Below are 18413 nucleotides of genomic sequence, written 5' to 3'. Positions count from 1 at the left end.
CGGCGCTTTCGCATTCACCTCTTGCGGAGAGTAGCACATAGTGCTTCACTCGTGTCCAACAACGGTGATCATGCGCAACTGGAGGTGAATGATGGTCACGATCATGCAGGTGCGGTCGGAAGATCCCGAGCACACCTTCCTCACGCCGCAGGAGCTCGCCGACCTGCTCCCTGGCGTCCCGCTCAGTCGACTCGGCTCGTGGCGGCGCACTGGCGACGGACCGAACTTCGTGAAGTTCGGTCGCACCGTCGTCTACAAGCTGTCCGACATCGAGGCGTGGATGGCGGCGCAGACGCACCGGAGCACCGGCGAAACGCTTCCGAGAGCCCTCCGTCGATGATCACCGTGTATACGTCGGGATCTGCGTGCATGCAGTGCCGACTGACGAAGCAGGTGATGGATGCCGAGGGCATTGCGCATACGGACATCGACCTCACCGAACCGGGCAACGTGGCGGCGCGTGAGTACGTCACCGACGACCTGGGGTACTCGCAGGCGCCGGTGGTGGTCATCGACGATCACGACCATTGGTCAGGCTTCCAGCCGACGAAGATCAGGGAGCTGGCCGCGCGGATCGGAGCGACCGATGAGTGACGAAGCCGACGACCGCATCTTCCGCGAAACGGAGGATGTGCGCTTGCAGATCGCGCACGCCCAGGCGCAGTTGTACGACCGGGCGAAGCGCAAGCGGGACGCGCGACGCCAGTACGCGCGGGACTACTACGCGCGGCACCGCGACGAGCAGCGCGAGTATCAGCGACAGGCCCGGGCGAAGCAGCGCGCGCAGGATCCGGATGCCTACCGAGAGCGCGTACGGGCACGCAACAAGCGCTGGCGCGACAAGCATCGCGAGCAGGCGAATGCACACCAGCGCGAGAAGTACCACGCCGATCCCGAGAAGCGCCGCCAGCGTCGCCGCGAGGCCTACGCCCGCAATCCCGAGGAGCAACGCGCGCGCCGACGCGCTTACTACGCCGCGAACAAGCAGAAGTCGCTCGCTGCGCAGCAGCGTTGGCGCGATCGAGAGAAGCGTCGCGTCGAGGCAGGGCTCCCCGTGCAGCGACTGCACCGGGTTTCCCTCGAAGAGCGTTTCGCGAACCGCGCGGCAGCTGATGAGTTCTTCGACCGGGTGCGGACGAAAGCTGAGCTTGCCCTCGCACTGCGGGAGATTGCCACACCGCCCGAAATCTTCGCCGCGTGGAAGCGGGAATCCCTTCGAGTTCGCGCCGCGCACCACCTGGCGGTTCAGAAGGAGGAGCTTGAGCGTCTCCGCAAGGCACTCGCTCGCGGGCGCCCCGGCCCGGAACGTAATTCGCTTCTGACGCCCGAGCAGATCGAGGACGCACGGATGGATGCGATCGCGCGGCAGGTAAACAACCGCCTCCGCCACCGTGAGCCGCCGCGACGCCGGCACCATCTCGACCCCGCTGCGCCGCACCCGCAGGCACTCAACAACGACCAGATGGGAATGAACCGATGACCACCATCCACGACGTCCTTCCGAGCTTCATCGATCGATCGCAGACCGAGACGGTGCTGTACCGCGTTGCCGTCAGCGCGCTCACCTGGCAGGCAGATGCCGAACCGGGATACAGCCTCGAGGACGAACAGCGCTGGTGCCTGGCCCCTCTGCGGGGCGTCGATCCAGGGCTCCCTCTCCGGGTGCTCGTCGTCGACACGATCCTCGACCCGTCGCGCAACCGCGCCCAGCTCGTCCAGGCGCTCGTCGCGCTCAGCGATGGGTGATGTCGTGAATGCGATCGGGCGCGACTTCCCGGCGGCTGATCGTAGCTCCCTCCAGAGTGCTCCGTTCCGGGCTTTCGCGGCATATCCTCGCCCCTCCGCTGGCGCTCCGGGCCTCCGGTATTCCACGACCCGGCACTGCGCACCCCTCCGGTCGCTTCTCGTGCCACTTACCAGGAAGACGCCGAAGACAGGTCAGGTGCGAGTTCCAAGCAGGAGCGTGAAGCGCCGCGGCGCGAGGCGAGAATCGTGGATGTCGACACCGTAGCGGGGGCCGCGATCGTCGCCGGGGTTGCGAGCGGTGCACTCGGCGTCGTAGCTGCCGCACGGCTCGTCGGAGCCGTGTGCGAAGGAAATGGTAAGCGGATGCTGCGCCTCGGAGCTCTCGTCGTCACACTGGCATGTATTGCCTTCGCCGCCGCGCTCGTGCTGGCTGCTTCAGGAGTGCCCGAGTGCCCGGGTTGCGCGGTCCTGCCGCGAGACGGTGTGGTTGCGGCACCCTGATCCCACACGCCGTCGACGCGGGCCGGCGCGGTTCGTTCGCTTATCTTGGTCCGAGGTCGAGGCCGGGCACTGGCTGGGCGACCGCCGGCGCGGCGATGTCGAGAAGTGCGGCCTCAGCGGGTGGTGCCTGACGCAGCGCGTCGACGCGAGCGCGAATTGTCGCTTCCGCTCTCGAGCGGGCCACAGAGTCCACGGGTAGCGGCAGGCGGGGAAGTACTTCACCCAGAGCGAGCTCGTGCAGTTCCAGAAGGACTTCGGCCAGTGGAGCCGGCACCCGACCGTTGTTCAGCGCGAACTCGGTGCTTGCGCGGAGTTCCGAAAGCCACCGCCTCCCCTCGGGTCCGGACATCGGCGTCACCTGCTCGCGTACGAGCGCCCGGCTGGCTCCCGCGAAGCCGTCGGCGCGACGGGCATCGAAGACCCAGTCGCCTGCGCGACCGACGACCGTAAGCCGGTCGACGGATGCCTCGCCCTCGAGTTCGCTCACAAGCGCGCGTGTCACCTCGAACCCCGCGTCGTGTGCTGCGAGATCAGTGAACGGATTGCTACGTCCATCGAGGGCAGCAAGCAAGGACTGCGATGTCTCGGACAGCAGGCTGACAGCGCGGGGCTGCCCTACGACGGCCACGTGCGTCTCGAAGCCTTCACGTTGGAACAGCTCGGCGGTGGCGCTCGCTACGCGAGCGGAGGAGAAGGAACCCTCGACCAGCAACGAGCGCCGATTCGTTCGGGAATACGTGAAGCAGTCACGCAGCCACACCGAGGTCGCCTCAGCGAAGATGCGCAGCGCTTCCGGGGACCGCGACCGCGACAACTCTAAGTAGCGAGGATGGAAGGCGCGCAGGCCTCCTCCGTCGACGAGTGCGGCGCCAGGATGCTGCGCGAGCAGCGCCTGCGCTGCTCGTCCGGCGCCAGCTCCGGGCTGACCGACCACGAGCGTCAGGATCGGAGCTTCGGGGTGGTGCGATACAGGGAACAAGATCGGCGCGATCGTCGCATCGAAGATCACTCGCGCCTCGGCGGCTTCCAGTTCGAGATCGGTCACGGCAGCGGCCCCGAGAGTTCGGTGATGCGGAACGTGAGCCGATCGATCAACGCCTCGAGCGCCTTACGGTCATAGGCATCGACCTCGACGAGCTCGCGTCGGATGGCCGATGCCTCTGCGATGGCCCGCTCGTGCAGGATCGCGCCGTCATCGGCGAGACGCAGGACCGCCGCGATCGCGGTGTTCGCGGCCTCGCAGGCAATGTCGAAGGTGGCGGCGTCGCTCGCCCTCCACGCCGATCCTTCGCCCGTCATTCCAGTCCTCCTATTTGGAGTCTAGTTTCGCGCCATCGCCACGCACCGCCGCAGCGTGCGCAAGGACGCGCACTTGCGGGTAGTGCAAGGAAAATCACGGAGGCGGGCGGCAGGCTGGCACCTTGACGAGTCACTCAATGTCCGTTGCCACCCTTACGATCCGGGCATGAGTCGAAAGGTTGACCCCGCCGAGGCGGAACGTGTTATACGCGCCGCCGGGTGCAACCCGCTCGTTCCCTATCCGGGGAGTGCAGTCCCGTGGCCGTCGGTTCATGAGAAGTGCGGAAGCGAGATCGCGCCGCACTACGCCAATGTTCGCGCTCGTGGACGGGCGTGCAAGCGGTGTGCCGGTGTGACTGCGGGCGCGAACCGCCGTGCGGGCTTCGCAAGCGGAGCCGTCCAGACAATGCGTGCCGCTGGCTGCGAGCCCCTGGAGCCCTATCCCGGTGCTGACAAGCCATGGCGATGCCTACATCAGCCGTGCGAAACCGAGCGCACGCCATCGCTGAACACGGTGCGGGCGAACGGGACCGCCTGTCGCGAGTGCTCAGCAGTCGCGGCCGGCCGGAGGGTTTGGACATCTGAGGATGCCGAGGCAGTGTTCCGCGACGGCGGACTTGAGCCTTTGGTGCCATGGCCAGGATCCTCATCGAAGCCATGGCGCGCGCGGCACGTCGCGTGCGGTCGCGAAGTCACCCCGCGGCTGGGCAACGTCGCAGCTGGCCAAGGTCCTTGCAACGAGTGCGGGCAGGAAGCCGCACATGCCGCTATGCGACTGGACGAGGTTGAAACTGAGATGGTCTTCCGTGCTGCTGGCCTCGAGCCTCTTGTTGCTTTCCCAGGTGTGGACCGACCCTGGCGAAGTCGCCATGTGCGATGCGGCGGCGAGACCGCACCCACCTACTCGAACATCAAGCGTGGACAGGGCGGCTGCGTTACGTGTGGGGCCAAGGACAACGCCGCACGTCTCCTGATGCCCGAGCCTCGCGCACGCGCGGTAATGGTGGCACGCGGTCTCGATCCGATCGAACCGTATCCGGGTAGCAGCCGCCCGTGGAAGTCGCGACACGCGTGCGGAAGGGTGGTGTCTCCGACTCTTGCGAACGTGTCCGGCGGGAAGGGAATCTGCCGCTACTGCAACAGCGCATTCCCGTACAACGGGCCAGCGATGCTCTACCTCGTGGTCGATCGTGACGCCGTGAAGATAGGCTGCGCCAGTCGAAACGGGAAGCGGCTCGCAGATCATCAGCGATTTGGGTGGGAAGTTGCGTGGACTGTCGAAACCGCCACCGGTGACGATGCCTACAACCTCGAGCAAGCGATCCTCTCGTGGTGGCGCGAAGAGCTGTGCCTGCCGCCCGCTTATCCCGCAGAGCGGCTTCCGCAGTCGGGGTACTCAGAGACGGCGCTCTGGGACGACATGCATCCGACTTACGTGCTGACGAAGGTGCGGCAATTGGTTGGCGAACTCCAACGTCCACCCCTGGTCGTGAACGAGACAGCATTCGCTACGGGACGGCCGGAGAGGACGGCGAGCGGGCTCGGCCCCCGTTTGCGTGCCAAACTGAGTCGCACTTCTCGTGAAGCGCTCTTCGAACTGGATCATGTCCAGTAGTGCGGTCGATGCTCCGTAGGCACGCGAGGGGGTGCTGCTGCTCCCGCCGCGAGGATCACCTCGTGGCCAGGAGTCGCTCCGACGAGGATGCGCCGTCCACGAGTCCGCTACACGGCCGCTTGCGTCGACCATGTCTGAACTCGCTGGCATGATCAGCGCCATGATGTACGCCGACGGTGAGGATGCTGCTACCAGCTCAGAAAACCTGAACTGGGAGAATCCCGACGCACGAAAGATCGAAGCGCTCGACGAACAGATCCGGCAGCATCCGGGCCACCGGCTCCAGCTGCGGCTCTCCGAGCTGAACAGAGTGATGGAGGCCTGGGTAGGTTTCTCGATGTCACTGAGTTCGCTACTCAAGAAGTGCGAAGGGGACGACGAGTTTATTTCGGAGCTGATGCGCAACGTTGGCGATCGCTCGCGTCAGGACTGGATTATCCGCTCTCTCGACCAGACGATCATTGCGTACGTGGCTGCGCTGGGCGCGCTGATCGATCACACGCGCTCGCTCATGAAGCTGCAGCCGAAGATCCTGTCGGATGAGTACGACACGCGCACCGCGGAGCTGATGAAGCGGCATCCCGCTGCGCCCTTCCTCGGACGTCTTCGCAATTACATCCTGCACAGGGTCGCGGCGCCATGGGAGTTTGACGGAAACTTCGTCGGCGGCAACATGACTGCCCGGGTTCTGCTCTCATCGGAGGCGCTTCTCGAGGACAGGAAGGGGTGGACTGGCGACGCGAAAGCGTTCATCTTGGCCAGCGGTGAGCAGGTTCACCTCTCACCTCTGCTCCAGCCGTATCTAGAGGCGATGGTCGAGCACATCGTGCAGGTCTTCCCCGCAGTGGCGCGAGCCAACGCGGTAAGCATCGAGGACTGCGACCGGTTGGTCAAGGAGCGCAATCTGCTCCTGTCGGGCGGAGTGACGGACGGATCCGACTGGGAGCAGAGAGTCGCGCACATGCAGGAGAACTCGCAGCGACGCCAGCGTGGGGAGCCTCAGACGGATTTCCGCACCGGCCTGCCGATTAACAGAGAATCGGAGGGGGAGTGACCCGAGGGCAGATGTCGCGTTCCTTGATACCGCGGCTATTCCATCGGCGGGACGCCCCGCCTCGAGTCCTCGCCACGAAGTAGCTGATTCTCGGCGCACTGCTCGGCTGCGGCTGCGGCGATCGTGAGTTGGTCCCCGAGCTCCTGCATTCGATCCCGTAGCGCTCAGCCCGGGGAGCCTTGACACGGATGCCTCCACGAAGAGCTCGTGAACGTCGTCTTGCGGAACCCGGCGGGGATCATCGTCCTTCATGTGGGAAGAACACCTAGGTGCTGCACCGCTCGCGGGTCTCGCCGCACTCTGCCGAGTAAGCGCGGCCTCCCGGTTACGCTCCCCGACAGCAGCCGCCTGAGTAGCACTGGCAATACGTGCAGTGCTACTCAGGCAATGCACGCAGGCACTGGATGTGCAAGGTCTCGCTAGTTAGACATTAGCGGCGTACGCTGAACCTGTGCGCGGAGGTCTTGAGCGCTGGAAGCGGGGTGTCGAATCGCAAGGGGTTCGGCAGGCGATGGCGTACGCGTTCAAGGGGAGCTGCGATTCGCACCTGCGCGCGGTCACGGGAGTCGACGCGCTCGCCGCATACAGCCGCGGAGACGCCGAACGCGTCGCGCGGTTCACGGTGGAGGACGGCGCGGTGGCCGTCGACGGCCTCGACGCCGGCGAGCTCCGTCGGTGGGTCGACGGGCGCGAGCCCTTCACTGACGAGCCCCGCGGTCGTGAACTCACCTCGCCTCACGCGGATCTCATTCTTGACGGCACGATCAACGCACCGAAGTCGTACAGTATCGCCGCGCTGATCAACGACGACCTCGCCACGGAGTTCGAAGCGCTGCAAGACCGGCTCCGCACGCGCATCATGACGACCTGGCAGCGCGAGCTGAACGCGCGTCGAGGCGCGGGCGGCAGGATTCGCGAATCACTTCACCGCATCGAAGTCGTCGAACTTCAGCACAGGCGTTCGCGGGCTTTGGACCCGCACATCCACCGGCACCTATGGCTGAACGTCAAGGTGCTCGGCGAGGACGGTAAGTGGTCGAACGTCGACTCCCGGGTAGCGATGAAGCTGCACACGCTGATCAACGCGGAGGGCGAACTCGCGGCGCGCACCGACCCGGACTGGATAGCAGCGCTCGCGCGCAACGGCTACTCGATCGGCGACGACGGGGAGATCGCGCAACTCGCCCAAGCTGTCCGGCCGCTGTCGCGGCGCTCGAACCAGATCGAGGCGAACCGCGCCAAGCTTCTTCTGAAGTGGCGCTCGGAGCATCCCGGCCAGGAGCCCGACCACGACGTGCTACAGCACCTCGACCGGCTTGCGTGGGCGAAGAACCGCCCGGACAAGCCCGGCGCCGTGGACGAATCGGAGTGGGAGCAGCTCATCCGAGACGAGCTTCACGCGATCGACGCCGGGATACTCCGAGAGCGTTCGGCAGCCCGCTCGTGGCCAGCAGCGATCGAGACGCTCGACCGCGACCTGCTCGCTGCCAAGGCGATCGTGGATGCCGATAGCCGGTCGACCGCGTGCGGGGGGAGGTTCAGTAGCTATGACCTTCGGGCCGGCGCGACGCGGGCGGTCGCTGCATCCGGAGTGGTTGCCCGCCGCGACAACCTGCAGGTGCTGATTGACGACGTCGTGGCGCGCGGGCTCACCCAGACCGTCGACCTGCTCGAAGCCGAGGGCGATCGCCCACAGCACATCAAGGGATTCATGGCGTCATCGACTGCCCGGCTGAAGGTCGAGCTCGCCGCCAGGTTCGACGCCCTGACGCGGGTCGGCGAGTCGTTCCGCCCCCGCGCGATCCTCGACATCGCAGGCGCGGTCCTCGATGCTGATGTCACGCTCGACGAGGGACAGATCACAGCGGCGTCGGCGATCGCCGGAACAGATCGGCTCGTCTCGGTCACGGGCCCCGCGGGCGCTGGAAAGACGACGATGCTCAGGGCCGCTCGCATCGCGCTCGCTCAGCAACAACGTCAGCTCGTCGTCGTCGCGCCGACCAAGAAGGCAGCGTCTGTCGCGGGCCGCGAGATCGGCGTGACCGCCGTGAGCCTGCATGCGTTGTTGGCCGACTATGGATGGCGGTGGGGTCGCGACGAAGCCGGCGCGGAGGTGTGGAGGCGACTGCAAGCGGGCGAGATCGATGAGTGCGTCGGGCGGATCTACACCGGCCCGCGCTACTTTGCACTGGGCGCAGCTGACCGGGTCGTCGTCGACGAGGCGGGGATGGTCGACCTGCACACCGCCAATGCCCTGGCGGCTATCGCAGCAGAGACGGGCGCGGGCATCGCGATGGTCGGCGACCATCTGCAGGCCATGCCCGTCGGTCACGCCGGTGCGATGGCATGCATGACCCGACGCGCGACTGCGGTCGTCGAGCTGACGGCGGTGCATCGCTTCCGCGATCCGAGCTACGCCGCGCTCACGCTCCGCATGCGGGAGCCGGCATCCAAAGAAGCCGCGCTCGCAGTCGCGACCGAACTCGACGCGCGCGAACAGATCCACCGTGTGACGGATGCCGCGCAAGCAAGGGATGTGATGGTCGAGGCGTACTTCCGTTGGACGGCCGTGCGCAAGCGAGTCGCCCTCGTCACGAGCACGAACGATGAGGCGGATGCGATCAACGAGGCGATCCAGGAACGCCGAGTTGAGCTCGGGCAGCTGCATCCGGATCGTCTTGTGGTTGGGCAGGGCGAACAGCGGCTACTCGAAGGGGACATCGTTCAGACGCGGCTCAACGACCGAGTGGCGGATGTTGAAAACCGCGCGCTGTGGACGATCCGCCGGGTCCGCGCGTCCGATGTCGAGCTCGTCGCCCTTGGTGATCGTGGGGACGTGCGGCGCGTGTCGCTCGACTACGCGGCCGAGCACATGCACCTGGCCTACGCGTCGACGGTGCACGGGATTCAGGGTGAGACCACGGATGCGTCGGTGGTCGGCCCGGGTGTCGACGCCTCGGGACTCTACGTCGGTATGACCCGTGGGCGGGTGCACAACGAGGCGATCGCAATCGCATGGACAGCGTGCGCCGCACGTGAGCAGATCGCGGACAGCCTGATGCGCGGCGTGGCCGAGGTGACGATCGAGGACTCAGTGCGAGCGGCGCGGAGCGAGTTGGGAAGGGCTGCGAAGGTGGCTCGCGACCGAGGTCGGCGTGTCGGGGCCGAGGACGGCCAAAGCTCAGCCCGCCAACTCGATGAGTGGCTGAACGCGAGCCGGGTCGCCCTATCATCGCTCGATGCGCGGATCTCCGACGAGGAATCGCAAGGGCACGGTCGCGCGGCCGATTCTGGCGGGCGGCGTGAACTTGTCAGTCTGCGAGCCCGTCTTATCGAGCGGATCGAGGTGACGTCTCGAAGCATCGTGGAGCTTGCTCAACAGGATGGGTATGCCAGCAATTTTGACCGAAGTCAGGTCCGCGTTCGTGAGTATCGGAGTGAAGTAGGGCCCGTAGAACGCGGAGTAGAGACTCGCGAAGGGTTGACCCGGCAGTGATTCCACGCTGCAGTGCCCATCGCTACTTCGGAGGAGAGGCCGCTCCCAACGGCCGCTTCGTGCACGGAGGAGGTCCACGCGCCGTGGATGAGCGATGCGTCGCGCCAGAGTGAGGAGTTAGGAGAGCGAGAGGAAGAGCTTCTCCAACTCGGCCATGGAGACGCCGTCGGCGGTGGTGTCGTCGTCCGGCTCGACGAGGCAGTCCTTCATCGCGGTCGCGATGATCTGGAATCCGGCCTTGTCGAGCGCTGAACTCACGGCCGACAGCTGGGTGACGACGGTTTTGCAGTCGGACCCGCGTTCGACCGCGGCGATTACTGCAGCGAGCTGGCCCTGAGCCCGTCTCAGCCGGTTGAGGATCCTGCGTTGGGTCTGCGTGTCTGTCGTGGTCATGGTCTCTCCCTGTGTCGCTCCTGAATGCACAAGATACCCCGGGGGGTATCGTCTACGACTGTACCCCTAGTGGTGGGATCGAAGAGGAGTAGTGCAATGTGTCGTGCGGTGAAGTGTCGGACCTGTGGGAAGACGACCTGGGCGGGATGCGGTGAGCATGTCGAGTCGGTGCGTCGCACGGTGCCAGCGTCGCAGTGGTGCGCCGGGCACCCGGCAGAACCGAGTCAGGGCGGCTTCTTCTCGAAGCTGTTCCAGCGGTGACCTCGCCGATGCGGGTCGTCGTCGTCGGAGGTGTGGCGGGCGGCATGTCGGCGGCAACGCGGATGCGGCGCCTCGACGAGTCCGCGGAGATCGTCGTCTTCGAACGTGGCCCGGAGGTCTCCTACGCCAACTGCGGTCTGCCGTACTACGTCGGCGGCACGATCGCCGACCGCTCCTCGCTGCTGCTGCAGACCCCCGCATCGCTGCACCGCAGGTTCCGCCTCGATGTGCGCGTGCGCCACGAGGTCGTCCGCATCGATACCGCGACCAAATCGCTCGACGTTGTCGACCTGGATACCGGCCTTCGCAGCACCGAGGCGTACGACAAGCTCATCCTCGCGCCGGGCGCTCGCCCCCGTCGCGATGAACCGACCTCGACCATCCCGACGCTGAGCCTGCGCACCGTCGACGACGCCGACCGGATCCACAGGGCACTGGTCCACGCCGCGGTGCCGGTCGTCGTCGTCGGCGGCGGCTACACCGGTCTCGAAGCCGTGGAGAACCTCGTCGCGCGCGGGGCGCGCGTGACCCTCGTGCAGCGTGGTGGCCAGCTGCTGTCCCCGCTCGATGTCGAGATGGCGGCTCCCATCGCAGCTGCAGTGCGGGAACGTGGCGTCGACGTGCGATTGGGAGCGCAGATCGCGCGTATCGAGGACGGTGCTGTCATCCTGGATGACGGCACGGCGATTCCGGCGGAGCTCGTCATCGACGCATCCGGCGTCGTGCCGGAGAGCCAGCTTGCGGTCGACGCCGGCCTGCGCATCGGTGAGACCGGCGGCATCTGGGTCGATGAGACCTGCCGCACGAGCGACCCCGACGTTTTGGCGGTCGGCGACGGTGTCGAGAAGCAGGAGCTCATCGCGGGCGAGAGCACTCTGGTCACCATGGCGGGCCTTGCGAACCGGCACGGCCGCATGGTCGCCGACATCATCGCCGGCCGAGCCGAGACCGCGCGACCGGCGCTCGGCACCGGCATCGTGAAGGTATTCGACATCGTCGCCGCGAAGGCCGGCTGGAGCGAGAAGCAGCTGCGCGCCGCCGGCCGCGAGTTCTACATCGTCCACGTGCACCCGGTTTCCCACGCAGGCTACTACCCGGGCGCGGAGACGCTCTCGATGAAGCTGCTCGCGGACCCCGCGTCCGACCGCATCCTTGGCGCCCAGATCGTCGGGCGCGACGGCGTGGACAAGCGCATCGACGTGATCGCCACCGCGATGCACGCCGGGCTGCCTGCTGCTGAACTCGCCCAACTCGAGCTCGCGTACGCTCCACAGTTCGGATCCGCCAAGGATGCCGTCAACTTCCTCGGCTACGTAGCGGAGAACACGCGCACGGGCACGACGCCGACCGTGCAGTGGCACGAACTGGACGCCGCCCTCGCCTCGGGCGCCACCCTGGTCGATGTGCGCACGGCCTCCGAGTTCGCCGCGGGCGCCATCCCGGGCGCGGTCAACGTGCCGCTGGACGAGCTGCGTGAGCACATCGATGAGCTGCCCGGCGGGCCGCTCGTGGTGCACTGCCAGGTGGGTCTGCGCGGGCATCTCGCCACCCGTATCCTGACCCAGCGGGGACTCGCTGTACGGAACCTCGATGGCGGCTACCGGACCTGGCGGGACGGCACCGCAGCTTCGTAATCAATACAGCGGGCTATGTGTAGTCATCGAGTGCCGACTATTGCTAGGCGAATCGACGTGATGAACCGGCTGGGCCGGCAGATGACTCGGCAGTCATCGCGCACGTGGGCACGTGCCGGACAGTCACGGGCGCCCGGTACGGCGCGATGGCATGACCGACTGCACCGTCGACCCGTACCGGTAGCCCACTTACCGTCGACGTGACCTCGCACGAAGAGCGAAGAGCCCACCGACGAAGGCGGCAGCCACGAGCGCGCCGGCGCCGATCACGGCGGCCGCGACCGGTCCGCCGCTGTCGTTCTCCGTCTCTGTGGTCTCTGTGGTGCTCGGCTGCGGCGCTGATGCGTTCGCGGTCGATTCGGGTTGCTCTGTCGGCTCGGGGGCGGCGCCGGGCTGCATGCGGGTGTCGTCGTTACGGCAGGCGGGCTCATCCCATCCGAGCGCGGGCTCGACGCCCTCGGCCGGCGCGTACGTGAACTCGTAGGACTCCGAGATGGGGTGGCCGTCGCTGGAGACGGCATTCCAGTCGATCGTGTAGGTGCCCGCCTCTCCGAGCGCGACAGGCGTCGTCAGTACATTCAGGTCGATAGTCGAGCAGGACGTCTCGTAGTAGAGGCCGTCCGGGCCCTGTACCTGCGCGTAGCTCGCTCGCCCGAAGTCGATCAGCTCTGCACTGAAGGTCAGCGTCACCGTGTCAAGCGCCGCGACCGTCGCGCCCGGTGCGGGGGACGCTTCGAGAAGGTTGTCGTGGGCGGAAGCGGCCTGGGCCGGGAGCAACGCGAGAGTTGCGGCTACGATCAGCCCGGTGAGGGCTCCGAGTCGTGTGTGACGGTGGACGGTCATCAGTGTCCTTTCGATGACGAGGGCGAAAGAGATGCCGCGTCGTCGGCCCAGCCGAATCGACGCCCGGCGGTGGCAAGGAGTATGGGGATGACAGCTCCGACGATCGCTATGAGTCCGGCGTTGCGCTGGTCCTCGATCGGTGAGGCTCCCCATGGGCGACCCATCGCCCTCCACAGAGTCGCCACCATCAGGGATCGTCGCGAGCGCTGGAGGTCGGAGGATCCGGAGGGTGGGCAGCGTGATCGGGGCGGGAGGCTCGAGGCCGGCGCGTCGAGCGTTCATGAGAAACTCCGTTGTTCGATGCGGGGCGCACGGCCGCGGCGCGCGATCCCGAGGAGCAGCAGTGCCAGGATCGAACCGCCTGAGGCGGTCGCGGTCGGCCACGGGCCCAGCAAGACGGCGGGGGTCAGCCCGGTGCGCAGCGGGATGTCGCCGGTCCGGGCCGCGGTCGTCCCGGCTGCGGCCTCGTCGAGGACGGTGCCGTCGGGGGCGATGAGCTGGCTCGTGCCCGTGGTGGAGATGTTGGCGACAGAGCGGCCGGTCTCGATCGCACGCATCCGGGCGGTGGCGAGCTGCTGGAGGTTCTCGTCGGTGCCGCGGAAGTCGGCGTTGTTGGTCTGGAACACGTATGCCTGAGCGCCGCCGAGCGCGCCGGCACGGATGACATCGTCGTAGATGACGTCGAAGCAGATCGCGAGCCCGAGCGCGACATTCCCGACCGTGACCAGCGGCGGATTCGCTCCCGGGGTGTACTCGCGCTGGATCAGTCCGATCAGCTCGGGGGCGATCGCCTGGTAGAACCACCTATCGGGCACGTACTCGCCGAACGGCACGGGGTTGATCTTGTCGTGCATCTGCGATGCGCCCTCCCTCGTCCAGAGCAGCGACGTGTTGTAGGTGTCGTCGCCGCGCTGGGTGGCGGCGTTGGCGAGCAGCGGTGCCTCGGCCCGGCGTATGACGTCATCAAGCACTGCGGCCGTCGCCGGCTGGTTCAGAGGATCGGAGTCGACGGATCCTTCGGGCCAGACGAGCAGATCCATGTCCTGTCCGAGCAGCGTCTCGGTGGCGGTCAACTGCGCGGCGAGGATGTCACCGGAGGCGCGCTCGTCGAAGTAGGCCGACGGCCCGTTCGCCTGCACCCAGCCGATCCGCAGCTCGCCTGCCGGGGTCGTCGGGAACGCTGGCAGCAGCGCGAGCACGACCGCGACTGTCAGCGGAATGAGACCGCGACGCGGCTGCCGTGCACGCCCCGCCTGGATCGCTGAGGCGCACAGGGCGACGACGAGGAATGACAGTCCGCCCGTCCCTGTCCAGGACGCGATCTGGGCGAAGGGCCCGTCGACCTGGCTCAATCCGATCCGCGCCCACGGGAATCCCGTGTATGGCCATGCTCCGCTGACCAGCTCGCGCAGCGTCCACAACCCCGCGACCAGCAGTGGCGGCAGTACAACGCCGCCCGGTCGTGGCAACCACCGGTACGCGAGCGCGATCGGTACCGCCCCAACGGCGAACAGCGTCGCCTGCAGCGCCGCCAGTGCGATCCACGGCAGCGGGCCGAGGAACCCGTCCACCCAGATCAGATGGAGCGGGAAGAACCCGACGGCGAATGCGAGCCCGACGCCCAGCGCCCCGGGGACGCTCCGCCCGATCAGCGTGAGCAGGCCGAGCGTCACGGCGACGAACGCCGCGGGCCACCACCCGACGGCGGGGTACGCGAGGTCGAGGATCAGCCCACCGGCCAATGCGGTCGGCATGGCAAGGCGCATTCGCAGCAGGGGACGGGCTGCGCCGACTGGTGTGGGGGAGGGGAGCGTCTCAGTCGGCGATGGCGCGATCGAGGGCATCTGTGAGGTCCGTCAAGGAGGTGAGCTCGAGCTTCACGCCGTCGAGGAAGAACGTGGGCGTGCCAGTGACGCCCATCTCCTGCCCCTCCAGGAAGTCCTCCTCGACGCGGGCCTGCGTCTGCGGATCTGCCACTGCCGCGTCGTACGCGTCCATGTCCAGGCCCAGCTCCTCGGCATACCCGCGGAAGCGGGCAACCTCGGATGACTGGCCTTCGCCCCACTCGATCTGCGTCTCGAACATCCGGTCGTACATCTCCTCGAACCGGCCCTGCTGCGCAGCTGCCTCGACCGCGACGGCGGCGTGCATCGAGTTGTAGTGGTTGGGGATCGGGAAGTAGCGCACGACGTAGTTGATGTCTCCGGCGTACTGTTCGCGGATCTCCTCGATGTACGGGTAGAACGCCCCGCATGCCTCGCACTCGAAGTCGAGGAACTCCACCAGCGTCGGCGCGTCCGCCCCGGCCTCGTCGAGCACGTGGGAGTCACTGCGTGTGCCAGGCAGCGCACCGTCGTCGGGAGTCACCGGCGCTGGGCGGGTCACATTGACATACACGATCGCGGCGATCACGAGCACGACCACGACGGCGATCGAAATCACGGTGGCCTTGACCGGGGTCGGCAGTTTCTTGCGGGTGGAGGCAGGCGTGTTCACAGGGTCTCCTTGTCGGTGGGCGGATCGGTGGGGTCGTCAGTGACCGCGGCGAGATGCTCCTCGCGCAGTCGTGACACGACCTGGGCCAGCTGGGGGTCTTCGCCTCGGGCGAGGCCGGCGTATTCGAGGCGCAGCAGCTGCGGCGCTCCGTCGGGTGCGGTCAGGGAAGCCTTCACCCAGAGGCGACGGCGGGGCACCAGCAGTGCGGTGATGAGTCCGGCCGTCGCGATCGACGCGAATGCGAGCACCCAGATCGCGCCGCCGTCGCGCTGAATCTGCAGCGACACGAACCGCTTCACGGAGGACAGGGGATCCCCGGTCCCGGCGGCGTCCTCGAACGTGATCGTGCCCCACCCGTTCGGCAGGTTCGCGGTCTGTCCCGGAGTGAGCTCGATGGATTCGAGCCCGGTTTCGCCGCCAGTGACCTGCGTCATCCCTGACGTGTCGAGCGTGTACACGGAGCGCGGCGTGCCGTCGTCGATGCCGAGGCTGCCGGAGAACACGTTGAAAGTGACGACCGGGTTCACCAGGTCCGGGTACACCGACGTGTACGCGCCGCTGGGGAGAGTGCCCTGGGTCGGATAGAAGAACCCGACCAGTCCGATCTGCTCGGGCAATCCGTCGGGTACCTTGAGGATGCCGAGCGAGGTCATCATCCCGTCCTGCGGCAGGAACGGCTGCGATTCGCTGTAGACGACCTCGCCTTCCGCGTTGCGGATCGTGATCGTCGGGGCGTACCCGTTGCCGAGCAGGTAGATCCGGTCGCCTGCCACGTCGATGGGGTGGTTCACACGTACGACATCCTTGCGTCCGTCCGGATCGCCGGGGGCACGGATCGTGAGCCGGGCGGCGAAGTCGCCGGCCTGCCCCGCTCCGGGTGTCCCTGGAAGTTCGTACGTGACGTCGAATCGGTCGAGGGTGAGCGAATAGGGGTCAAGCGCGGTGTCGTCGACGAACCGACCCGGCGTGAACGAGGAATAGTCGCTGAGGCTGTTCACGAACGTGGAGCCCTCGACGATGACCCGCTGCCCCGTGTAGGCGAAGCCGCCCGTGATGAGGACGGAGACGAGCACCCCGACCAGGGAGGCATGGAAGACGAGGTTTCCGGTCTCGCGCAGGTAGCCCCGCTCGGCCGACACCGACCACACTCCCGCCGCGTCGTAGCGTTCGGTGCGGTACCCCTGGCGGCGCAGCAGCCGTTCTGCGATCGTGATGGCCGCTGGCGCTTCTGTCACTGCTTCCACGTGCGCGGGCACGTGCACGTCGTCGACGAGGTGATGGTCGAGCCTCTGCAACCGGACGGGCGTGCGTGGCGGGCGGGAACGGAGCGCCTTGGCATGGTGGCGCATGCGCGGGATGACGCATCCGATCAGCGAGACGAACAGCAGCAGGTAGACGGACGAGAACCACACCGAGCCATACAGGTCGAACAGCTGCAACGCGTCGAGCGTCGGTGCGATGTCGGGGTTGTCACGGAAGAACTGGGTCACGCCGTTCGGGTTCGCGACCCGCTGCGGGAAGATCGACCCCGGGACGGCGATCATGGCGAGCAGGAGCAGGAGCACCAGCGCAGTGCGCATGCTGGTCAGCTGCCGCCACGCCCACCGCAGCCATCCGGCGACTCCGAGCGTGGGCGAGGCGATCCGCTCCTCGTCGCCGCCGCGGTCGATGTGGTCGGCGGGGCGCGCGGGGTCGGTCGCAACGGGTTCAGAGCGGGAGGGTGACATTCAGCATCACCCCTTGCAGGATGGACATAAGCCGACTCCAGGCGCCGGTGACCATCAGGGCTCCGAGCAGGACGAGGACAGCGCCGCCGACGATGTTGAAGACGCGGATGTGGCGGCGCACGAATGTGACTGAACGGGTGGCCCATCCGACACCGAGGGCGAGCAGCAGGAACGGCAGGCCGAGCCCGAGCGAGTACGCGAGTCCGAGCAGGCCGGCCCGCCACGGGTCTCCGAGGTTCCACGACACCGACATGATCGCCGCCAGCGTCGGTCCGATGCACGGTGCCCACCCGATACCCAGTGCGACGCCGAGCAGTGGTGCTCCGATCAGGCCGAGATCGCCGCGCGATCGCAGCCGGACGGTGCGCTGGGCCCCGCGGAACACCCCGATGAAAACCAAGCCCATCACGATGACGAACACGCCGAGGATCCGGGTGAGGACGGCCGAGTACTGCACGAAGAACATACCGAACACGCCGCCGAGGACCGTCATGGCCAGGAACACGACCGTGAACCCGGCGATGAAGAGCCCGACGCCGCCCACCATTCGCCACCTCGCCGGATTGCCTCCCTCCGCGGCGCCGACGGCGGACCCGAGGTAGCCGAAGTACCCGGGGATGAGGGGCAGCACACAGGGCGAGACGAAGGAGACGAGTCCGGCCAAGGCAGCGACGAGGATCGCGAGCCATAGGGCGCCGTCGACGACGATCGCGCCCATCTCAGCCGTCCTCGGCCAAGGCGTCGGAGACCAGCGTCGACAGGATCGACGCCGATTGCAGCTGCCCGATGATCCGCGCCGCGACCCGGCCCTGCCGGTCCATCACCAGCGTGGTGGGCGTCGCCTGGATCGGCGTCGCGGCGGCGAAGGCGAGCTTCACCTGGCCGCTGTCCGCGTCGATCACACTCGGGTAGGTGATGCCGTTGTCTGCGGCGAAGGCGCGGGCCGTGGCGGGCTGATCATAGATGTTGATGCCGAGGAACCCGACATCCTCGGCCTGATAGTCCTGCCAGACGTCCTCGAGCATCGGCGCCTCGGCGATGCACGGCCCGCAGGCGGCGTACCAGAAGTTCACGACGTACACGCGGCCCGCGAACTCATCCTCTGACACAGCGTCGCCGTGCTCGGTGATGCCATCGAACATGACCGGCTCGCCTCGTTCCTCGGCGGCGATCGACTCGACGCGGAAGTCACCGGATTCGTAGGTCTGATTGCCGACGTCGTACTCAGCTGCGACGCCGTCCTGCGGCGCGCAGCCGACGAGCGCTGTCAGCAGGCCGACGGCGAGCACCGCCGCGAGAGAACGAGAAGGGGACGAAGAAGGGGATCGCAACGGGGGGTCTCCAGGGG

The 18413-nt window shown here is 67.1% G+C and carries 17 protein-coding genes; 8 read left to right on the top strand and 9 right to left on the bottom strand.

Going from position 1 to position 18413, the window contains the following annotated elements; all coding sequences use genetic code 11:
• Positions 1-88: 88 nt before the first annotated feature.
• From IR155_RS06530 to IR155_RS06515, 4 genes are read left to right on the top strand one after another with little or no spacing between them, the layout of a single operon-like run.
• Complete coding sequence (locus IR155_RS06530) at positions 89-340, top strand: helix-turn-helix transcriptional regulator (RefSeq protein ID WP_135114042.1); 252 nt, start codon at positions 89-91, stop codon at positions 338-340.
• A complete protein-coding gene (locus IR155_RS06525) occupies positions 337-594 on the top strand; it encodes a glutaredoxin family protein (protein WP_135114041.1) in 258 nt (85 codons plus the stop codon). The genes IR155_RS06530 and IR155_RS06525 overlap by 4 nt, the downstream gene beginning before the upstream one ends.
• On the top strand, positions 587-1480 hold the full coding sequence (locus IR155_RS06520) for a hypothetical protein (protein WP_135114040.1): 894 nt from the start codon (positions 587-589) through the stop codon (positions 1478-1480). Before IR155_RS06525 ends, IR155_RS06520 begins: the two co-directional genes overlap by 8 nt.
• Complete coding sequence (locus IR155_RS06515) at positions 1477-1746, top strand: hypothetical protein (RefSeq protein ID WP_135114039.1); 270 nt, start codon at positions 1477-1479, stop codon at positions 1744-1746. The genes IR155_RS06520 and IR155_RS06515 overlap by 4 nt, the downstream gene beginning before the upstream one ends.
• A 541-nt stretch (positions 1747-2287) precedes the next feature.
• Here IR155_RS06515 and IR155_RS06510 read toward each other — a convergent pair.
• Together IR155_RS06510 and IR155_RS06505 are read right to left on the bottom strand one after the other, a co-directional pair.
• Complete coding sequence (locus IR155_RS06510; protein ID WP_135114038.1) at positions 2288-3292, bottom strand: zeta toxin family protein; 1005 nt, start codon at positions 3290-3292, stop codon at positions 2288-2290.
• Positions 3289-3546, bottom strand: coding sequence for a hypothetical protein (locus IR155_RS06505; protein WP_135114037.1), 258 nt, complete (start codon positions 3544-3546; stop codon positions 3289-3291). Before IR155_RS06505 ends, IR155_RS06510 begins: the two co-directional genes overlap by 4 nt.
• 1168 nt (positions 3547-4714) lie before the next feature.
• On the opposite strand from IR155_RS06505, the gene IR155_RS06500 reads away from it, so the two are divergent.
• The 3 genes from IR155_RS06500 to IR155_RS06490 all read left to right on the top strand — a co-directional run bounded on the left by IR155_RS06500 (position 4715) and on the right by IR155_RS06490 (position 9711).
• Positions 4715-5161: a hypothetical protein gene (locus IR155_RS06500; protein WP_135114036.1), complete on the top strand. Its 447-nt coding sequence runs from the start codon at positions 4715-4717 to the stop codon at positions 5159-5161.
• 130 nt (positions 5162-5291) lie between these two features.
• A complete protein-coding gene (locus IR155_RS06495) occupies positions 5292-6215 on the top strand; it encodes a hypothetical protein (RefSeq protein WP_135114035.1) in 924 nt (307 codons plus the stop codon).
• Positions 6216-6726: 511 nt separating this feature from the next.
• Positions 6727-9711 (top strand): AAA family ATPase, encoded by a 2985-nt coding sequence (locus IR155_RS06490; RefSeq protein WP_135114034.1) that lies wholly within the window; start codon positions 6727-6729, stop codon positions 9709-9711.
• A 117-nt stretch (positions 9712-9828) separates the two neighbouring features.
• On the opposite strand, the gene IR155_RS06485 is transcribed toward IR155_RS06490, so the two are convergent.
• Positions 9829-10104 carry a metal-sensitive transcriptional regulator gene (locus tag IR155_RS06485; protein WP_135114033.1) on the bottom strand — a complete coding sequence of 92 codons (276 nt, stop codon included), beginning with the start codon at positions 10102-10104 and terminating at the stop codon, positions 9829-9831.
• A gap of 269 nt (positions 10105-10373) precedes the next feature.
• On the opposite strand from IR155_RS06485, the gene IR155_RS06480 reads away from it, so the two are divergent.
• Positions 10374-11999: an FAD-dependent oxidoreductase gene (locus tag IR155_RS06480; RefSeq protein ID WP_135114083.1), complete on the top strand. Its 1626-nt coding sequence runs from the start codon at positions 10374-10376 to the stop codon at positions 11997-11999.
• Positions 12000-12188: 189 nt separating this feature from the next.
• Here the strand turns inward: IR155_RS06480 and IR155_RS06475 are convergent, their stop codons facing one another.
• The 6 genes from IR155_RS06475 to IR155_RS06450 all read right to left on the bottom strand — a co-directional run bounded on the left by IR155_RS06475 (position 12189) and on the right by IR155_RS06450 (position 18354).
• Positions 12189-12842, bottom strand: a complete 654-nt coding sequence (locus IR155_RS06475) for a copper resistance CopC family protein (protein WP_167760720.1) — start codon at positions 12840-12842, stop codon at positions 12189-12191.
• 278 nt (positions 12843-13120) lie between these two features.
• Positions 13121-14596, bottom strand: coding sequence for an apolipoprotein N-acyltransferase (gene lnt / locus IR155_RS06470; RefSeq protein ID WP_322783512.1), 1476 nt, complete (start codon positions 14594-14596; stop codon positions 13121-13123).
• 61 nt (positions 14597-14657) lie between these two features.
• Entirely contained in the window at positions 14658-15338 is a 681-nt protein-coding gene (locus IR155_RS06465) for a DsbA family protein (protein WP_233441133.1), read from the bottom strand.
• Positions 15335-17065, bottom strand: a complete 1731-nt coding sequence (gene resB / locus IR155_RS06460; RefSeq protein WP_135114030.1) for a cytochrome c biogenesis protein ResB — start codon at positions 17063-17065, stop codon at positions 15335-15337. The genes IR155_RS06465 and resB overlap by 4 nt, the downstream gene beginning before the upstream one ends.
• On the bottom strand, positions 17046-17783 hold the full coding sequence (locus IR155_RS06455; protein ID WP_135114029.1) for a cytochrome c biogenesis CcdA family protein: 738 nt from the start codon (positions 17781-17783) through the stop codon (positions 17046-17048). Before IR155_RS06455 ends, resB begins: the two co-directional genes overlap by 20 nt.
• A 1-nt stretch (position 17784) precedes the next feature.
• Positions 17785-18354, bottom strand: coding sequence for a TlpA family protein disulfide reductase (locus tag IR155_RS06450; RefSeq protein ID WP_233441132.1), 570 nt, complete (start codon positions 18352-18354; stop codon positions 17785-17787).
• Positions 18355-18413 lie beyond the last annotated feature (59 nt).

This window comes from Microbacterium paludicola (genome assembly GCF_015235415.1).
GTDB classification, from domain to species: domain Bacteria; phylum Actinomycetota; class Actinomycetes; order Actinomycetales; family Microbacteriaceae; genus Microbacterium; species Microbacterium paludicola.
Note: the sequence above shows the minus strand (reverse complement) of the source record. Positions and strands in the feature narration are given on the sequence as shown.